Source organism: Xanthomonas vasicola pv. musacearum NCPPB 4379 (assembly GCF_000277895.2).
GTDB lineage: Bacteria > Pseudomonadota > Gammaproteobacteria > Xanthomonadales > Xanthomonadaceae > Xanthomonas > Xanthomonas vasicola.
The window spans coordinates 4,057,220-4,074,264 of record NZ_CP034655.1 but is presented as its reverse complement, the minus strand read 5'-3'; the positions used below and the strand labels follow the sequence as shown (position 1 = coordinate 4,074,264).

The 17,045-nt window shown below is 65.0% G+C and carries 12 protein-coding genes; 7 read left to right on the top strand and 5 right to left on the bottom strand.

The features are described from left to right. Positions 1 to 3 precede the first annotated feature (3 nt). A complete protein-coding gene (gene cobA, locus KWO_RS18785) occupies positions 4 to 1,209 on the bottom strand; it encodes a uroporphyrinogen-III C-methyltransferase (protein ID WP_010377950.1) in 1,206 nt (401 codons plus the stop codon). Between the two features lie 164 nt (positions 1,210 to 1,373). Between cobA and KWO_RS18780 the strand changes: the two genes are divergently transcribed. Further along, on the top strand, positions 1,374 to 2,357 hold the full coding sequence (locus tag KWO_RS18780) for a LysR family transcriptional regulator (RefSeq protein ID WP_010377952.1): 984 nt from the start codon (positions 1,374 to 1,376) through the stop codon (positions 2,355 to 2,357). A gap of 10 nt (positions 2,358 to 2,367) precedes the next feature. After that, positions 2,368 to 2,649, top strand: coding sequence for a hypothetical protein (locus tag KWO_RS18775; protein WP_010370895.1), 282 nt, complete (start codon positions 2,368 to 2,370; stop codon positions 2,647 to 2,649). A 980-nt stretch (positions 2,650 to 3,629) separates the two neighbouring features. Here KWO_RS18775 and KWO_RS18765 read toward each other — a convergent pair. Next, a complete protein-coding gene (locus KWO_RS18765; protein WP_010377954.1) occupies positions 3,630 to 4,826 on the bottom strand; it encodes a sensor histidine kinase in 1,197 nt (398 codons plus the stop codon). Positions 4,827 to 5,139: 313 nt separating this feature from the next. Between KWO_RS18765 and KWO_RS18760 the strand changes: the two genes are divergently transcribed. From KWO_RS18760 to KWO_RS18750, 3 genes are all read left to right on the top strand, one after another. Next, a complete protein-coding gene (locus tag KWO_RS18760; protein WP_010377955.1) occupies positions 5,140 to 5,577 on the top strand; it encodes a DUF2946 family protein in 438 nt (145 codons plus the stop codon). A 193-nt stretch (positions 5,578 to 5,770) separates the two neighbouring features. Further along, positions 5,771 to 7,774 (top strand): TonB-dependent receptor, encoded by a 2,004-nt coding sequence (locus KWO_RS18755; RefSeq protein WP_010377956.1) that lies wholly within the window; start codon positions 5,771 to 5,773, stop codon positions 7,772 to 7,774. Beyond that, the gene (locus tag KWO_RS18750) at positions 7,774 to 9,393 is read left to right on the top strand and encodes a PepSY-associated TM helix domain-containing protein (RefSeq protein ID WP_010377957.1); all 1,620 of its coding nucleotides are present in this window, start codon (positions 7,774 to 7,776) and stop codon (positions 9,391 to 9,393) included. The genes KWO_RS18755 and KWO_RS18750 overlap by 1 nt, the downstream gene beginning before the upstream one ends. Positions 9,394 to 9,514: 121 nt before the next feature. On the opposite strand, the gene KWO_RS18745 is transcribed toward KWO_RS18750, so the two are convergent. The 3 genes from KWO_RS18745 to KWO_RS18735 form a co-directional block, all read right to left on the bottom strand. After that, on the bottom strand, positions 9,515 to 10,240 hold the full coding sequence (locus KWO_RS18745) for a phosphoadenylyl-sulfate reductase (protein WP_010377960.1): 726 nt from the start codon (positions 10,238 to 10,240) through the stop codon (positions 9,515 to 9,517). Further along, positions 10,237 to 11,943, bottom strand: a complete 1,707-nt coding sequence (cysI, locus tag KWO_RS18740) for an assimilatory sulfite reductase (NADPH) hemoprotein subunit (RefSeq protein WP_010377962.1) — start codon at positions 11,941 to 11,943, stop codon at positions 10,237 to 10,239. The genes KWO_RS18745 and cysI overlap by 4 nt, the downstream gene beginning before the upstream one ends. Before the next feature lie 108 nt (positions 11,944 to 12,051). Further along, a complete protein-coding gene (locus KWO_RS18735; protein WP_010377964.1) occupies positions 12,052 to 13,899 on the bottom strand; it encodes an assimilatory sulfite reductase (NADPH) flavoprotein subunit in 1,848 nt (615 codons plus the stop codon). Between the two features lie 179 nt (positions 13,900 to 14,078). Here KWO_RS18735 and cysD point away from each other — a divergent pair, with 179 nt between their 5' ends. Further along, positions 14,079 to 14,987, top strand: coding sequence for a sulfate adenylyltransferase subunit CysD (cysD, locus tag KWO_RS18730; RefSeq protein WP_010370926.1), 909 nt, complete (start codon positions 14,079 to 14,081; stop codon positions 14,985 to 14,987). 62 nt (positions 14,988 to 15,049) lie between these two features. Continuing rightward, positions 15,050 to 16,963, top strand: a complete 1,914-nt coding sequence (gene cysN, locus KWO_RS18725; RefSeq protein ID WP_026113155.1) for a sulfate adenylyltransferase subunit CysN — start codon at positions 15,050 to 15,052, stop codon at positions 16,961 to 16,963. Positions 16,964 to 17,045: the final 82 nt, after the last annotated feature.

Genomic DNA, 17,045 nt, shown 5'->3' with positions numbered 1-17,045 from the left:
GGATCAGGCTGCGTGGGCGAGTGTGGGCGTGTTGGGCGTTGCGAGAGGTGAGTGCGGCAGTGGCTGTGCGCTCAGCGGCGCGCTGCCGAACCAATGCAGTGTCTGCGCCAGCGCCGCGACCTCGCCCAGGATCAGCAATGCCGGTGCGGCCACGGCGTGCTGCCGGGCGGTGCTGGCCAGGTTGGCAAGCGTGCCGGTGATCACGCGTTGCTGCGGGCGTGAGCCGTTTTCCACCAGCGCAAATGGGGTGGATGCTGCGCGCCCGGCCTGCAGCAGCCGCTGCTGGATGGCATCCAGGCCGGCCACGCCCATGTAAAAAGCAAGCGTCTGGCGATCCTGGCCGAGCGCGTGCCAGTCCAGTGTGTCCAGCGAATCCTTGCAGTGCGCGGTGATCAGCCGCAGCGATTGCGCATGGTCGCGATGGGTGAGCGGGATGCCGGCATAGGCGGCGCAGGCGATGGCGGCGGTGATGCCGGGAATCACTTGGAAGCCGATGCCGTGCTCGCGCAGGAATTCCAGCTCTTCACCGCCACGACCGAACACGAACGAATCGCCGCCCTTCAGCCGCACCACGCGGCGACCGGCGCGGGCGTGTTCCAGCATCAGCGTGTGAATCTGCTCCTGCCGGGTGCTATGGCCTTGCGCCGACTTGCCTACTTCGACGAGACGCGCGCCGTGTCGTGCCAGGCGCAGGATGTGCGGGCTGACCAGGCGGTCGTACAGCACCACCTCGGCCTGACGCAGTGCACGCAGCGCATGCCGGGTGAGCAGGCCGGGATCGCCGGGGCCGGCGCCGACCAGGCTCACGCTGCCAGGCGCCAGCGTGCCGATTGCACTGCGCGGCGTGGGGGAGCGTGCAGGCATCGTTGCGGAAGCGGCAGATGTTGCATCGTGGGTCAGCAACCGGTGCGCGCTCGCCGCATGCCGCAGGGCGTCGTTGAGCGTTGCCGATTCGCTGGCGGCGATGGCGAGCCATACCGGTTGATCGGGCAGCGCCAACCATGCCGGATCGAAGCGCCCTTGCAGCCAGCGCAGTTGCCCCGCTTGCGCCCAGCGCCGCAACTGCGCGGTGAGCTCGGGCGCGCCCACCAGCGGCAGCGCACCGGCCTGCAGCAGCTGGGCGGTGGCGCGTTCGGCATCGGCACCGCCGCCGACCACCAGGACGGCACGGCCACGCAGGTCGGCAAGCAGCGGGAACGCAGAAGTCACGGAGCGGCAGCATCGATGAGGGAGGGCAAGACCGTAACGCTGGCTTATAGCCGTCGGAAATGACTTCATACATCCCAAAAATAGCGTTCGGTTATAAGCTGGCCCGCAGAACTCCTCTACAGTCGAAGCCCTTGTAGCGCCTCGCGCTTTTTTGGATATAAGCCATGACGCTGACCCAACTTCGCTATCTGGTGGCCATTGCCGATGCCGAGCTGAACATCACGCTGGCCGCCGCGCGCGTGCACGCAACCCAGCCCGGCCTGTCCAAGCAGCTTAAGCAGCTGGAGGACGAATTGGGCTTTCTATTATTCGTGCGCAAGGGGCGCAGCCTGGATGCGGTAACGCCGGCCGGTGTGGAAGTGATCGAGCGCGCGCGCGCGGTGCTGTCGGAGGCCAACAATATCCGCACCTATGCGGCCAACCAGCGCCGCGAGAGCCAGGGCCAGCTGACCCTGACAACCACGCATACCCAAGCGCGTTTCGTGCTGCCACCGGCAGTGGCGCAGATCAAGAACGCCTACCCACAGGTGAGCGTGCATCTGCAGCAGGCCGCCGAAAGCGCGGCGCTGGATCTGCTCAGCCAGGGTGATGCGGATATTGCCGTGGTCAGCACCGCCGGCAGCGAGCCGAGTGCCGGGATTGCGGTGCCGCTGTACCGCTGGAGGCGGCTGGTGGTGGTGCCGCGCGGGCATGCGCTGGACAACCCGCGCATGGCGCCGGACATGCAGGCGCTGTCCGAGCACCCGCTGATCAGCTACGAATCCTCCACGCGGCCGGGGTCGTCGCTGCAGCGGGCGTTTGCGCAGGTGGGGCTGGAGCCGAGCATCGCGTTGACCGCGCTGGACGCGGACCTGATCAAGACGTATGTGCGCGCTGGGCTTGGCGTGGGTTTGGTCGCGGAGATGGCGGTCAATGCATTCGACGAGGATCTGCTCGCCTGGCCGGCGCCCGCGCCGATTGCCGAGTGCATCGCCTGGGCGGTGCTGCCGCGTGATCGCGTGTTGCGCGACTACGCACTGGACCTGGTGCATGTGCTCGCGCCGCAGATCGACAAGCGCGACCTGCGGCGCGTGCTGGACGGCAATCAGGCGCCGAACTGGCCATTGCCGCCGACCTGGGAATCGCTGACTCAGACCATCACCAGCTGAGCTGCCCACAATGACCGACCCACTGCGTCCTCCCCTCAGCAGGCTCTGGTCGTCCGAGCCGGACGGCGGCATGTCGCTGCAGCTCTCGGCCACGATCGAGGGCCGAGAGCACGAGGTTCTGACGGTGCTGGCCGACCCACGCGACGAAGCGTTATGGGTGGCGCTGCAGGTGGGCGACACGCGCGTGCAGATCCCGCTGGAAATACTGCGCAAGGCGTTGGAAGTTGCCGCCGAGGATGTGCATTCGGCGGAGTGGTTTGCACGCCAGGATGCAGATGCGTCCGGGTTCTGAAGTTGCTAGCGGCCAACGGGCCGGCGCGGGCAGTCGTCCGGCGGTGTGGACGGCGCACGGGAGCTGGAGTGGACGCGTGGTAGATGCGGTTCGGGCGCATTGGCCGCATGCTGCTGCTGTTACGCCGGTTTGTTTCCTGCTCTATCGCGGTTGAGGCAGTTTTTTACGTGCTGATGATGTTGATGCAATGAGACGCGGCTTTCCCGGAAACCAGCGGATTGGTGGTTGCAGCGACGCTATCTGGCGTCTCCGGTTGGGTTCGCTCTTCACGCCTGCTACGCTGCAGCGTAATGGCGACGAAAAAAAATCCAGCGCAATCAATGCGATACGCTTGTGCTCGGCATATCTGCGATGCGTGCTGTCAGTGATTTCCCCTACCAGTGTCAGGGCTACGCAGTCGGCGTCGGCGTAGCGCATCAAGTTGCGCGCTGTCTTGTCGAAAACCCTTATAGCAACCATGACACGACACTCTTGAACGTCTAGGGGTGGACGGCGCAGAGCCTGCGATGCAGTTGATTGCATTGCCGGGGTGTTTCGCGGTGTCGTCGAAGGGTTGCTAGCGCTGTCGCATCACTGTTGCACGAGGCTGTGCACAGAGCGGCTGGCGCACCTGGGTCCCTGGGGAGAGACCTGGCGTGCTTGGTGGCGGATCCGGGTCGAGAGCCCGGGTCCGCTTTTTTTGGGGGATTGTGTTCCGTCCGGGGACACTCTCTTGGAGATGGCACAGCGCGAGGACGGGCCGTGTGCGATGCGGTGGTCCGCGATGAGCACTAGCGCTGGATTCGTCTGTCGCTACGGCAAGTTTGCCCGGTCTCCGCAGCGCCGCCCGCATGCGACATTGCATATGGTGTGCGCTGCTGCAATGTCGGCTGGGCGGAATTTCACTGGCAGCCTTGTTTAGTCCGGCTACACACCAGCGCCCTAAACGTAAGATCCCAGGCTTAGCCGCAGATTGCCGAACAATTTGCGCGCTACAGACCTTAAGCTAACGGAATCCGCACCGAAAAACAGGTGCCGCCTTGCGGGCGCGGACGCACGTCTACTTCGCATCCCAATGTCTCGGCAGTGCGGTGCACGATCCATAGACCGATGCCCAAGCCGTCGCTGCGCGGGTCGGCTTGGCGGAACGCCTGGAAGACCTGCTCGGGGTGCTCCAGATTCAAGCCAATGCCGCTGTCGATGATTTCCACCACTGCAAAACCGGGGCGGCGGCGGGTGCCGACCAGCACGCGACCGCGTTCGGTGTACTTGATGGCATTGCCGACCAGGTTGCCGATCAAGGTGGTCAACAAGGTGGGATGGCTGCGCACGCGGAGCGAGGTAGGTACATGGCGCAGTGCCAGGCACTTGTCGATGGCCTGCTGCCGCCACACGCCGAGCACCGAATGCAGCACGTCTTCCAGCTGCAGCGATTGCAGGTCCGGCATGGCAGCCTTGCTCGAGGCCGCCAGCGTGGCCAATTCGTCCAGGCTACGGCCGACCAGGCTGATCGCATCGCGCGCGGTCACCAGGGGCGGGATGGAATCGACGTTGGCATGCCGGCGCATCTTGTCGATGGCGTAAGCGGCAGTGCGCAGCGGAGTCTTCAGATCATGACCGGCGATGGCCATCAGGCGGCTGCGGTAGCGATCGGATTCCTCGGCGATTGCCAGCGCGCGGCGCAATTCCAACTGCGCCATGGTCTGGCGTGCCAGTGCGCGCAGGGCTTCCACCTGCTCATCGGTGAGCTGACGCGGTTTCCGGTCCAGCACGCAGACGGTTCCCAGCGGCAGACCGTCGGGCGTCTTCAACAAGGCACCCGCATAAAAGTGTAGCGGCGCCTCGCCGGTGACCAGCGGGTTGCGCGCAAAGCGGATGTCTTCGCGCGTGTCTGGCACCACCAGCACGTCATTGTCGAGCAGCGCGTACGCGCACATCGATTTGAACAACGGCGTCTCGCGCTCGCCCATCCCGAGTTCGCTCTTGAACCACTGGCGATCTGCATCCACCAGGCTGATCAGCGCGATTGGCGTCTGGCAGATGATCGAGGCGAGCCGGGTGATGTCTTCGAACGCCGCTTCGCGCGGAGTGTCGAGAATGCCGTAGCTGCGCAGCGCCTGGAGGCGCAGCGTTTCGCTGGGGGGCTTGGGTGCGCAAGGAAGCGGTTCGGCCGCGATATCGGACAGGACGGTACTCATGCGCGCAAGTAAAGAGTGGTAAGCCGCAAGCATAGGGCATGCCAAGGCACGTCATGTGCCTGGCGTCACGGAGGTGAGAAAAAAGTGTGGCTGCCGACCTGGATGGTGGGTTGCGGGTGAGGCTGGTGTGATGGCAGAGAGTCTGGGGACGGCTGGCATCCAGGTCTGCTCTCCGCAGTGTTGCCATGCTCTGGTCGCCTGCGTGTGCCCGCGACGGGCCAGCGGGTGCAACAGCCCCAATCAGGTGCGACATCCGGTCGCGCATCGGCCGCAACCATCGCCCCGGGAGACATGGCGGCTTACACTCGCAGGCATGCATCGCTCGTTCCGCCACCATCGGTTATTGCCTCTGCTTGCCTGTCTGGCGGTGGTACTGATGCTGGTGGCTCCGCTGATCAGCCGCTGGAGCCAGGCGCAGTCGGCTGAGCCGATGTGCATGAGCGCCCCGGCATTGTCGGCAGAGAGCTCGCTGCATGCCGGTCATCGAACCCGGCCGCCAGGGATTGCGACGCATGCGCACTCCGATGCCGCGACGGCGACGCAGCACGCCGGCAGCCACGAGGCAGCGACACATGGCGAGGCCTGCGACTACTGCGTGTTGGCCGCACGCTTGCTCCTATTGCTCATCGTGGCATTGCTGTGCCTGCTGCAGCTGCGGCCGACGCCTGCGCCAGCGTACACCCAGGCAAGCGCAGGCCCGGTCTTTCGGTGGGCCGCGCTCGGCGCACGTGGACCACCGCTGCCCGCGTAAGGTTGCCCCTGCGCGGGCGTCCATGCAGTCATGCCCTGTGCGCGCGTGAGGTATCGCGCGCTGCAGGGTATCGCGGACGACTCGCATCTTATTCGAGTGATGCCGATGCGCGCCACAGTGGTGGCAGCGCACGGCTGTGCGGCCGTGCTCCCACGGCGAAGGGTTGGTAATGCGTCTACGGTTGTTGAAAACGATGTGGTATGCGCCGTCGTTGGCCTTGGTGTGGGGGCCTGCATGCAATGTGCAGGCGCAGGACGCGGCACTGACGCTGGGCAAGGTGCTGGTCAGCGAACACGCGCAGCGCAGCCCGAGCACGGCGCGCGTGTTGAGCTCGGTGGATGTGATCGGCGGCGAGCTGCTGCACGATCAACATGTGGATTACAGCTGGGAACTGCTGATGCGCGCGCCCGGAGTGCAGGTGACCCAGTTCCGCATGGGCACGGATGCAGGGCGTTTTTCGTTCCGCGGTTTCAACGGCGAGGGACGCATCAATGCGGTGAAATTGCTGATAGACGGCATTCCCAGCAACGACAATGCCGGCGCCATGCCGTATCTGGATGCGGTATTTCCGCAAGACATCAGCGCGATCGAGATCGTGCGTGGCACCAACGACGCGCGCTATGGTTTGAACGCCATTGCCGGCAGCGTGGACGTGCTGACCCGCACTGGCGGCAACGATGGCCGCTTGAGCGTGACGGCCGGCAGCTTCGATGGGCGCGAGGTGCAACTCAGCAAAGGTTTCGAACAGGGCGCGTGGAGCCAGAACTATGTGCTGGCCTGGCGCGACTCGGACGGCTATCGCGATCATGCCGATGCGCGCAAACGCAGCGTGGCGGGCAAGTGGTTTTACACTGACCCGGATGGTGCATTCCGCGCCGGGCTCACCACGCGGTATTACGACAACCATGCATTGGAAGCCGGCTATCTGGACGCCGCTACCGCACGGGCGGCGCCGCGAAGCTCGCCGGACTATGCGCAGAACGATCGCAGCGAGCGTCGTCTGCGCCAGACTGCGCTGCATGCGGACGGCGAGCTCGGTGAACAGGCGCAATGGAGTGCCAAGGCCTACCAGAACGACTACCGCAATCAGCGCTGGGTGCGGTTTTCCCAGGCGGGGCTGCAGCAGGAGCGCGATACCGATGAGACCCATCGCGGGCTGCTGCTGCGGAGTAACTGGCAGCCGAATTGGGGCGCGCTGAATGCCAATCTCGAAGCAGGGATAGATGCGCAGTGGCAGGAAAATCAGTCGCAGCGGTATCGCACCGTGGCCCGCGTTCGCAGCGCGCAGTTGCGCGATTGGGATTACGACCTGCGCACACGTGGCGCGTATGTGCAGGCGGTGCTGACGCCGTTTGCGCGCTTGCAGCTGGTGCCGGGGTATCGCATCGATCGCGTCGATGGGCAACTGCACGATGTGCTGGCCGGCACCGTTGCGCCGACCTATGACTACGGCACCATCAAGCAACCCAAATTCAGTGCGAGCTACCGCGTGGGTGAGCAGAGCAGCGTGTATGCGAACTGGGGACGCACCTTCCAGATCGGTAGCGGCGATGGTGCCTACCGTCGCCAGCCCGGCAACCTGGGGCCGTCGATCAATGACGGCTGGGAGACCGGCCTCAAGTTCGCACCGTCGACTCTGTTGGACGGGCGCCTGGCCTATTGGGAGCAACGCGCATCCGGTGAGGTGGCGACCGTTTTTGGTGTGAATGGCGTGGTGGGCATTGGCGATGTGGCCAATGTCGGCCGCACGCTGCGGCGCGGTTGGGATGCGCAGCTCAACCTGCAGCCGGCTGAGCACTGGCGTGCTTGGGTGTCGTATTCGCGACAGAAGGCCACGATCGCCACGCCCGATCCGAGTGCCCCGGCCACGCGCGGCAAGGAGATCGAAAACGTGCCGCACTGGTTGGCGACCGCCGGGCTGGAGTGGCAGGTCAGTTCGGCGGTGCAGTTGAGCGCCTGGGGCAATGCGCAAGGCGACTACTACCTGGAGCGCACCAACACGCTTGGCCGCACCGGCGGCTATGCCTTGCTCAATCTGGGCGCGCGCTGGAATGTGGATGCGCGCAACGCGCTGAGCCTGCAGCTGCGCAATGTCACCGATCGTGCGTATGTGTACGCCTGGTACGACAGCGGCAGCTCGGGCTATTCGCCTGGCGATGGACGCGCGTTGTCGCTGTCGTGGGATTGGAGTTTCTGATGCATGCAATGACTGACCACAGTGGCGTAGACCAGGCACGCCAAGGTAACCGCTGGCGCTTCTATCGCGCGGTGTGGCGCTGGCATTTCTATGCCGGACTGCTGGTGCTGCCTTTCATCATCTGGCTGGCGGTGACCGGGGCGGCGTTTTTGTATCAGGACGCGATCGATCGCAGCGTGCACCACGATTTGAAGGTGGTGCCGGTAGGCCATGCGCGCGTGCCCGCACAGCAGTTGGTTGCCGCTGCACAACAGCGCTACGCCGGTAGATTATTTGTCTACACCACGCCCAAACAGGTGGATGCCAGTGCCGAGATCGGGCTGGTGGATGCACATGGTGTGCGGCAGGTGGTCTATGTCGATCCATACCGTGCACGGGTGTTGGGTGCCTTGCCGGAGCACGGTACGCTGAGCTGGACGATCCGCCGGCTGCACAGCCTGGCGTTGGTCGGGCCGTATGCGCCTGGCCTGATCGAAATGGCGGGCGGTTGGGCGATCGTGCTGGTGCTTACCGGTGTGTATCTGTGGTGGCCGCGCGGGCGACGTGGCGGCGTGATCAGTGTGCGTGGCAAGCCGAAGCAGCGGCTGTTCTGGCGCGACCTGCATGCGGTGACCGGTGCCGGGGTTGGCGCGATCCTGCTATTGCTTGCGCTGACCGGTATGCCGTGGTCATGGCTCTGGGGTGCACAGGTCAATCGCTGGGCCAATGGGCATGATTTTGGCTATCCCGCCGGGTTGCGTGTGCAGCAGCCGATGTCGCAGCAGCGCTTAGCCGATAGCGGTGAGCCGGCGTGGTCGTTGCGGCAGGCGCGCTTGCCGGAGTCAGTGGTGCCTGTACGAGGGGCTGGCGGCTTGGATGAGCCGTTGCATTGCGAGCACGCGAGTGCGCTGCAGGTCGGCAACGAGCACTCCGAGCACATGGCGCTTTCGGCACATGCAGGGCATGTAGACCACGAAGAAAACGCAGAGCACTTAGCCGAGTCGGAACACGCAGAGCACGTAGCCCACGCAGAGCAGTCAACCCAACACGCGCACTCGGCAGAGAGCGCGCATGCCGCCCATGGCGATGCCGGCGGCTTCGTTGGGCCGGGACGTGGAGCGATCGGCCTGGACGCGGCGATTGCGCGCTTCGATGCGCGCGGCATCCTACCGGGATATAGCGTGGCGCCGCCGCGTGGTACGACCGGCGTCTATACCGCGTCGGTGTATCCGGCCGATCTGCAGCGGCAGCGCGTGATTCATCTGGATCAATACAGCGGTGCGGTGCTGCTTGACATGCGCTACCGCGACTACGGGCCGCTGGCCAAGCTGATGGAATGGGGTATCAATGTGCACCTTGGGCAGCAATACGGCACTGCAAACCAGTTGATCCTATTGTTCGCCTGCATTGCGATTGTGCTGTTGTGCGTCAGTGCGGCTGTGATGTGGTGGAAGCGTCGCCCAAGCGGAGGGCTGGGCGTGCCGCCGTTGCCCGCTGATCCACGCACGCTACGCGGGCTGATGGTGCTGCTGGTGCTGTGCGGGCTGATCTTCCCGCTGGTTGGAGCGTCGCTGGTGCTGATATGGCTGTTCGATCGCTACTGGATGCAGCGTGTGCAAGCGGAGGCGGTAGCAGGGTGATGGTGCGCGCCGATGTACAGGCGCTGATCGCAGCCCGTTGCCATCGTTATGAGGCGCAGCATGCCCAAACAGACGCCGCGATGTGCCTCAGTACAAGCCACATTGCAGTGGGCTGCCGCAGCTAGATATCCTCGTGGATGCCGCACTCGCGCTTCAGGCCAAAGAAGCGTGTGTCTTCTTCGCGCATGCCGGGTTCCCAGCGACGCGTGGTGTGGAAATCGCCGATGGACACGTAGCCTTGTTCCCACAGCGGGTGATACGGCAGATCGTGCGCTTGCAGGTATTGCCACACGTCGCGATCGGTCCAGTCGGCGATCGGGCTGATCTTGTAGCGTTCGCCGCGCTTCTGCACGATGGGCGTCTGCGCGCGGCCGCCGGACTGGCTGCGGCGCAGGCCAGTGAACCAGGTGCCCACGTTGAGTTCGTCCAAGGCGCGACGCATCGGTTCGACCTTGCGCAGGTTGTTGTATTGATCGATGCCGACCATGCCTTGCTCCCACAAGCGTCCGTGGCGTGCTTCCATCCAGGCGCGGCTGACCAGCGGGCGATACACCCTGAGATTGAGCTTGAGTCGCTCGGTCAGGGCATCGGCGAAGCGGTAGGTTTCCGGAAACAGGTAGCCGGTGTCGATCAGGATCACCGGGATATCCGGTCGTTGCTGGCTGAGCAGATGCAGCGTCACTGCCGATTGCGCGCCGAAGCTGGACGATAGCGCGGCTTCCTGCGGGCCGTACTGCAGCGCCCAGGCCACGCGTTCGTCGGCACGCAGTCCTTCCAGCTGCGCGTTGAGCGCCTCCAGATTGTCCAGCGCGGAAGAGGTGATCGATGCGGCAGGCAGCGCGGTCATGCGAGCAATTCCAGGTCGAGGTGACGGTGCGTGGGGTAGGGCGGCAATGCGATCAGGCCGGCGCGGTGCAGGAAATCGCCGAAGCCTTCGTCATTGGCCTGGTCGCGTTCGGCGGCGTAGCGCGCCAACAGCGGTTCCAGTGTGGCCAGGATCTCTGGCTCGGTGATGTTTTCGCGGTACAGCGTATTGAGCCGCTGGCCGCGGCGGTCGCCACCTAGCATCAGGTTGTAGCGCCCGGGCGCCTTGCCTACCAGCGCGATCTCGGCCAGATACGGGCGCGAGCAGCCATTCGGGCAGCCGGATAAACGCAGCACGATGGGCGTGTCGGCCAGCCCGTGCTGCTGCAGCACGGGCTGCAGTGCCGCGCTGAAGTCGGGCAGATAGCGCTCGGCCTCGGCCATCGCCAGGCCGCAGGTGGGCAATGCCACGCAGGCCATCGCGCCGCGCGCCAGAGCGGTGGCGGCCTGGTTGCCGGCATCCAGCGCGTACTGCGCAACCAGCGCATCGACGCGTGCGCGCTCGCTGGCGAGCACGCCGGCGATCACCAGATTCTGGTTGGGCGTCATGCGGAACTCGCCGACGTTCAGTTGTGCGATCGCACGCAACCCACTCAGATGCGCCGCGGTGTCGGTATCGGCAATGCGGCCGGCCGGCAGCGAAAGGGTCAGGTGCCATAGCCCGTCTTCGCCTTGGACCCAGCCATAGCGGTCGCCGTTGTGTTCAAACGCGAACGGCTTTGCGGGTTGCAGCGCAAAGCCGGCGCGGCGCGCGATCTCGGTCACGATGGTGTCCAGACCATGATCGTCGATGGTGTACTTGAAGCGCGCACGCTTGCGCACCGCACGGTTGCCGAGGTCACGCTGGGTGGTGACCACCGCTGTGGCGACATCGAGCAGCTGATCGCGGGTGACAAAGCCAATCACGTTGGCCACGCGCGGCCAGGTTTCGGCATCGCCGTGCGAGGCGCCCATGCCACCGCCGATGCTGACGTTGTAGCCCAGCAACTGCCCCTCGCGCAGGATCGCGATAAAGCCCAGATCGTTGGCGAAGACGTCCACATCGTTGAGCGGCGGCGCGGCGAAACCGATCTTGAATTTACGTGGCAGATAGCGGTCGCCGTAGATCGGCTCGTCCTCGCTGCCGGAGCCGGACACGCGCTCTTCGTCCAGCCAGATTTCGTAGTACGCCCGGGTATTGGGCAGCAAATGCTCGGAGACCCGCGCGGCATCCGCATACAGCGCGGCATGTGCCTGCGACAGCAGTGGATTGGCGGCCACCTGCACGTTGCGATTCACGTCACCGCAGGCCGCCAGCGTATCGATCAAGGTGGCATTGATGGCCTGCATGGTGGCCTTCAATTCACGCTTGATCACACCATGAAATTGGAACGCCTGGCGCGTGGTGATGCGCAGCGAGTGATTGGCATAGCGCGTGGCGATGCCATCCAGCGCCAGCCATTGCGTGGGCGTAATCACCCCGCCCGGCGTGCGCGTGCGGATCATGAACTGATACGCCGGCTCGAGCTTCTGCCGCCGCCGCTCATCGCGAATATCGCGGTCGTCTTGCTGGTAGCTGCCGTGGTACTTGATCAGGGTCTGATCGTCCTCACGCAACGCGCCGGTCACCGCATCGGCCAGGCTCTGTTCCAGCGACCCACGCAGGCGGCGGCTTTCGGATTTGATGTCTTCGACGGAGTGAGTCATGGGAATCGGGAGTTGGGAATGGGGAATCGAAAAAAGCGGCTTCGTGTGCCAGGAAAGGTCAGTTGCGGGCTGTTCCGATTCCCGATTCCCCAATCCCGATTCCCGGCACTAATAAACATCACGCGCATAACGTCCCTCCACCTGCAGCTGGGTGAGATAGGCCGCGGCGGCTTCGGCATCCAGCGCACCGTGGGTGGCGACGATATCGAGCAGGGCGGCGTGCACGTCCTTGCCCATGCTGGTGGAGCCGCACACATACACATGCGCGCCGCCTTGCAACCAGGCATGGACCTCGGCGCCACGCGCGCGCAGGCGATGTTGCACGTAGAGCTTTTCGGCCTGGTCGCGCGAGAACGCCACTTCCAGCGCGTGCAACTCGCCGCGTTGCAGGGCCAGCTGCCACTCGGCCTGATACAGGAAATCGGTATTGAAATGCTGGGCGCCGAAGAACAGCCAGTTGCGGCCCTTGGCGCCGGTTTCCGCGCGCTCCTGCACGAAGCCGCGGAACGGTGCCACGCCGGTGCCCGGGCCGATCATCAGGATGTCGCGATCGGAATCGGCCGGCACGCGAAAGCGCTCGTTCGGTTCGATGTAGACCGGGGCGGTGTCGCCTTCGGCAAGCGCTGCCAGAAAACCGCTGGCCGACCCCAGATGCGCGTGCCCATGCGCCTGGTAGGTGACTTCGTCCACGGTCAGATGCACTTCATCGCCGACGCGCTTGCGGCTGGAGGCAATGGAATACAGCCGCGGGGTGAGCGGACGCAGCGCGGCGAGCAGGCCGGCGTGGTCCCAATCCGCCGGCCAGCGGCGCAGCACGTCGATCACTTGATGATCGGCGAGCAGCGCCGCCAGGCCGGCAGTCTGGGTGGGGGCGAGCAGCGCTTGCAGTTCCTGTGTGCCTGCGCGCTCGGCGTGAGCGGTGAGAAACGGCCGCGAGAGCTTGGTCAATTCGCGCTGGGTGGCGAGCCATGCATTCAACGCCAGCGTCTCCTCGCCGACGGTGACGGCGGCATCGCCGTCCAACTGCAACGTCTGCAGCACGGCATCCACTAGCGCGGGCGGATTGCGATGGCGGATGCCCAGCGCGTCGCCCGGCTCGTAGCTCAGGCCGCTGCCTTCCAGCGAAAATTCCAGATGCCGCACGCGCTTGCCGGGCGTGGCATACACGCGAAAGCCGGGCCCCTTGAAGTCGCGTCCACTGATGATCTGAGTGGACAGTAGCTCCGCAGCGAACGGCTGCTGATGCGACCACGCCGGCGCGATGGGGCTGCTGCGCAGCGGCGTGACCGTGGCAGAGTGCAGGCCGCTCTTGAGCTGCTCGCGAGCGTGCTTGAGCGCCTGCGTGCGCCACGGCGCAGCAACGCTGTCGATGTCCAGGTCGGCTTCGCCGCGCGGCTGTACGCGGCTGCCGCCGAGTTCGGCCAGGCGCTCGTCGATACGCCGCGCGATGCCGCAGAAATCGGCGTAACTGGAATCGCCCAGGCCCAGCACCGCGTACTTGAGCTCCGGCAGCCTGGGCGCGCGACGGCTGGCGAGGAATTCGACCAGGCCGATCGCATCGTCCGGCGGGTCGCCTTCGCCCTGGGTGCTGATCACCACGTACAACAGCCGCTCGCTAGCCAGCTCACGGGTGGAGTAGGCGTCGGCGCGCAGCAGGCGCACGCTCAGGCCTGCGGCTTCGGCATCGGCGGCCAGCTGCTCGGCCTCGCGGCGTGCGTTGCCGGTCTGGCTGCCGTACAGCACGGTCAGCCGTTGGCCTTCCTGGGCGATTGCGTGGGCTTGTCCACCGGGCAACACTGCCAGCGAGCGCGGCGGATGGCCCTGCGCCAACCCGGCGGCGTAGCCGGACAGCCACCACAGCGCTGCGCTGTCCAGGCCGTCGACCAACCGATCCAGCAGCGCCTTGCGCTCGTCGGGCAAGGGGCTGGGCGGTAGCGCGGAACTGGCGGCGGTCATTCGGATCCGGGGGCTTTGATGAGAGAGACGATGTTAGGGAAGCGTTGCGCCCACCAGAAAGGAGCAGCCGTTATCGCGTTATGCCGGGCGCTTATTTCGTGCAGTCATCAGGGCGGCACACACTGCAGCGCCTTGCCCTACCATCGGCTGGTCTGCCCGCCGATGCACCCGACATCCCGATGACCCTGCCGCCGCTGTCCCATCTCGACCGGCTCGAAGCCGAAAGCATCCACATCCTGCGCGAAGTCGCTGCCGAGTTCCGAACCCCGGTGATGCTGTATTCGGTGGGCAAGGACAGCTCGGTGCTGTTGCATCTGCTGCTCAAAGCGTTCGCGCCGTCGCGGCCGCCGATCCCGTTGCTGCACATCGACACACGCTGGAAGTTCCGTGAAATGATCGCCTTCCGCGACCGCCGCGCGGCCGAGACCAGCGTGGACCTGCGCGTGCACATCAACCCCGATGGCATCGCCCAGGACGTTGGACCGATTAGCCACGGCGCCGCCGTGCATACCGACATCATGAAAACCCAGGGCCTGAAACAGGCGCTGGAGCAGGGCGGCTTCGATGCGGCGATTGGCGGGGCGCGCCGCGACGAAGAGAAATCGCGTGCCAAGGAGCGCGTGTTCTCGTTCCGCAATGCGCGCCATCGCTGGGACCCGAAAAACCAGCGCCCGGAGCTGTGGAATCTGTACAACGCACGCACCAAGCCCGGCGAAAGCGTGCGCGTGTTTCCGCTCTCCAACTGGACCGAGCTGGATATCTGGCTGTACATCTATCGCGAAAAAATTCCAGTGGTGCCGCTCTACTTCGCCGCCCCACGCCCGGTAGTGGAACGCGACGGTGCCTGGATCATGGTCGACGACGCACGCCTGCCGCTGCATCCGGGTGAAACCCCGCAACTGCGCTCGGTGCGCTTCCGCACGCTAGGCTGCTACCCGCTCACCGGCGCGATCGAGTCCAGCGCCGACACGCTGGAAGCGGTCATCGCCGAAATGTTGGTCAGCACCAGTTCCGAGCGCCAGGGCCGCATGATCGATCACGCACCGGGCGCATCGATGGAACAGAAAAAGCTTGAGGGGTATTTTTGATGGGCAGTGAATGGGGAATGGAGAATGGGGAATCGCAACAGCGGTTGCCGGCAAGCGTCACGATCGAAGAGAACGCCTTTGCGATTCCCGATTCCCGACTCCCGATTCCCGGCACCATCGGTGCCTATCTCCAGCAGCACGAATCCAAGCCCTTACTGCGCTTTATCACCTGCGGCAGCGTGGACGATGGCAAGAGCACGCTGATCGGGCGGTTGCTGTACGACAGCAAGCGCTTGTTCGACGATCAGCTGGCGGTGCTGGAAAGCGATAGCCGGCGGCATGGAACGCAGGGCGAGGGCATCGATTACGCGTTGTTGATGGACGGGCTGGCGGCCGAGCGCGAGCAGGGAATTACCATTGATGTGGCGTACCGCTATTTCGATACCGACCAACGCAAATTCATCGTGGCCGATTGCCCCGGGCACGAGCAGTACACGCGCAATATGGCCACCGGCGCATCCACGGCCGATGTGGCGGTGGTGCTGGTGGATGCACGCAAGGGCTTGCTAGCGCAGACGCACCGGCACAGCTACATCGTGTCGTTGCTGGGCATCCGCCATGTGGTGCTGGCAGTCAACAAGATGGACCTGGTGGACTACGACGCGCAGGTGTTCGCTGCGATCGCAGATGCCTACAAGACGCTTGCCGCGCAGCTAGGCATTACCGATGTGCAGTGCATTCCGCTGTCTGCGCTGGCTGGCGAAAATCTGTCCAGCGCTTCGACGCGGATGCCGTGGTACAGCGGCCCGCATCTGCTGCAGCATCTGGACACCGTGCAGCTGGAGCCGCCGGAAGCCGGCAGCGGCCTGCGTTTGCCAGTGCAGTGGGTCAACCGCCCCAACGCGCAGTTCCGTGGCTATGCAGGCACGATTGCCGCCGGCCAAGTGCGTGTGGGCGATGCGGTCTTGGTGGTGCCGTCCGGGCGCCGCACGCAGGTGGCAAGCGTGCTCGATGCCAACGGCGAGGTGAGCAGCGCACGCGCCGGGCAGGCGGTGACGCTGACCCTGCGCGACGAGATCGATATCAGCCGTGGCGACATCATCGCCGCCATCGATGACCCGCCGGAAGTGGCCGACCAGTTCGCTGCGCATCTGCTGTGGATGGACGATGCCGCACTGCTGCCCGGGCGCCCGTACTGGCTCAAGATCGGCACCCGCACGGTCACCGCAAGCATCAGCGAGATCAAGCACAAGGTCGATGTGAACACGCAGGAGCGGCTGGCCGCCAAACGGCTGGAGCTCAACGAAGTGGGCTACTGCAATCTGGCGCTGGACGAGCCCATCGCGTTCTCGCCGTATGCGCGCAACCGCGTGCTCGGCGGTTTCATCCTGATCGACCGGCAGAGCAATGCCACGGTGGCTGCCGGCACGCTGGAATTCGCGTTGCGCCGTGCCGGCAACGTGCATTGGCAGCATCTGGATGTGGATCGCAGCGCACGTGCGCGCATCAAGGGCCAGGCGCCGCGCGTGCTGTGGTTTACCGGCCTGTCGGGTGCAGGCAAGTCCACTGTGGCCAACCTGGTCGACAAACGTCTGCACTCGCTGGGCTATCACACCTTCATCCTGGACGGCGATAACGTGCGCCACGGGCTCAACCGCGATCTGGGTTTCACCGACGAAGACCGCGTGGAAAACATCCGCCGCGTGGCCGAAGTGGCACGCTTGATGGCCGATGCCGGCCTGATCGTGCTGGTGAGCTTCATCTCGCCGTTCCGTGCCGAGCGGCAACTGGCGCGCGAGCGCTTCGATCAGGGCGAGTTTGTCGAAGTGTTTGTAGATGTGCCGCTGGCAGTTGCCGAGGCGCGCGATGTGAAGGGGCTGTACCGCAAGGCGCGTGCCGGGCAGATTCCCAATTTCACCGGGATCGACTCGCCGTATGAGGCGCCAGAGACGCCGGAGATCCATCTTCACGCCGATGGTGAGAATGTAGAGGTGCTGGCGCGCCACGTGCTCGAGTTTCTGGGTCTGGAACGCTGAAGGGTGGCCCCAACGACAGGGTGGGCAGTCGTCAGACGAACCTGGTGAATGGCAGAACGGCGGTGTATGAACCCATGCAGGC

Bases quoted from the DNA above. Each gene is read 5' to 3' on its own strand.
- KWO_RS18780 (WP_010377952.1), top strand. From the start codon at position 1,374: ATGACGCTGACCCAACTTCGCTATCTGGTGGCCATTGCCGATGCCGAG.
- KWO_RS18775 (WP_010370895.1), top strand. From the start codon at position 2,368: ATGACCGACCCACTGCGTCCTCCCCTCAGCAGGCTCTGGTCGTCCGAG.
- KWO_RS18765 (WP_010377954.1), bottom strand. From the start codon at position 4,826: ATGAGTACCGTCCTGTCCGATATCGCGGCCGAACCGCTTCCTTGCGCA.
- KWO_RS18760 (WP_010377955.1), top strand. From the start codon at position 5,140: ATGCATCGCTCGTTCCGCCACCATCGGTTATTGCCTCTGCTTGCCTGT.
- KWO_RS18755 (WP_010377956.1), top strand. From the start codon at position 5,771: ATGTGGTATGCGCCGTCGTTGGCCTTGGTGTGGGGGCCTGCATGCAAT.
- KWO_RS18750 (WP_010377957.1), top strand. From the start codon at position 7,774: ATGCATGCAATGACTGACCACAGTGGCGTAGACCAGGCACGCCAAGGT.
- KWO_RS18745 (WP_010377960.1), bottom strand. From the start codon at position 10,240: ATGACCGCGCTGCCTGCCGCATCGATCACCTCTTCCGCGCTGGACAAT.
- cysI (WP_010377962.1), bottom strand. From the start codon at position 11,943: ATGACTCACTCCGTCGAAGACATCAAATCCGAAAGCCGCCGCCTGCGT.
- KWO_RS18735 (WP_010377964.1), bottom strand. From the start codon at position 13,899: ATGACCGCCGCCAGTTCCGCGCTACCGCCCAGCCCCTTGCCCGACGAG.
- cysD (WP_010370926.1), top strand. From the start codon at position 14,079: ATGACCCTGCCGCCGCTGTCCCATCTCGACCGGCTCGAAGCCGAAAGC.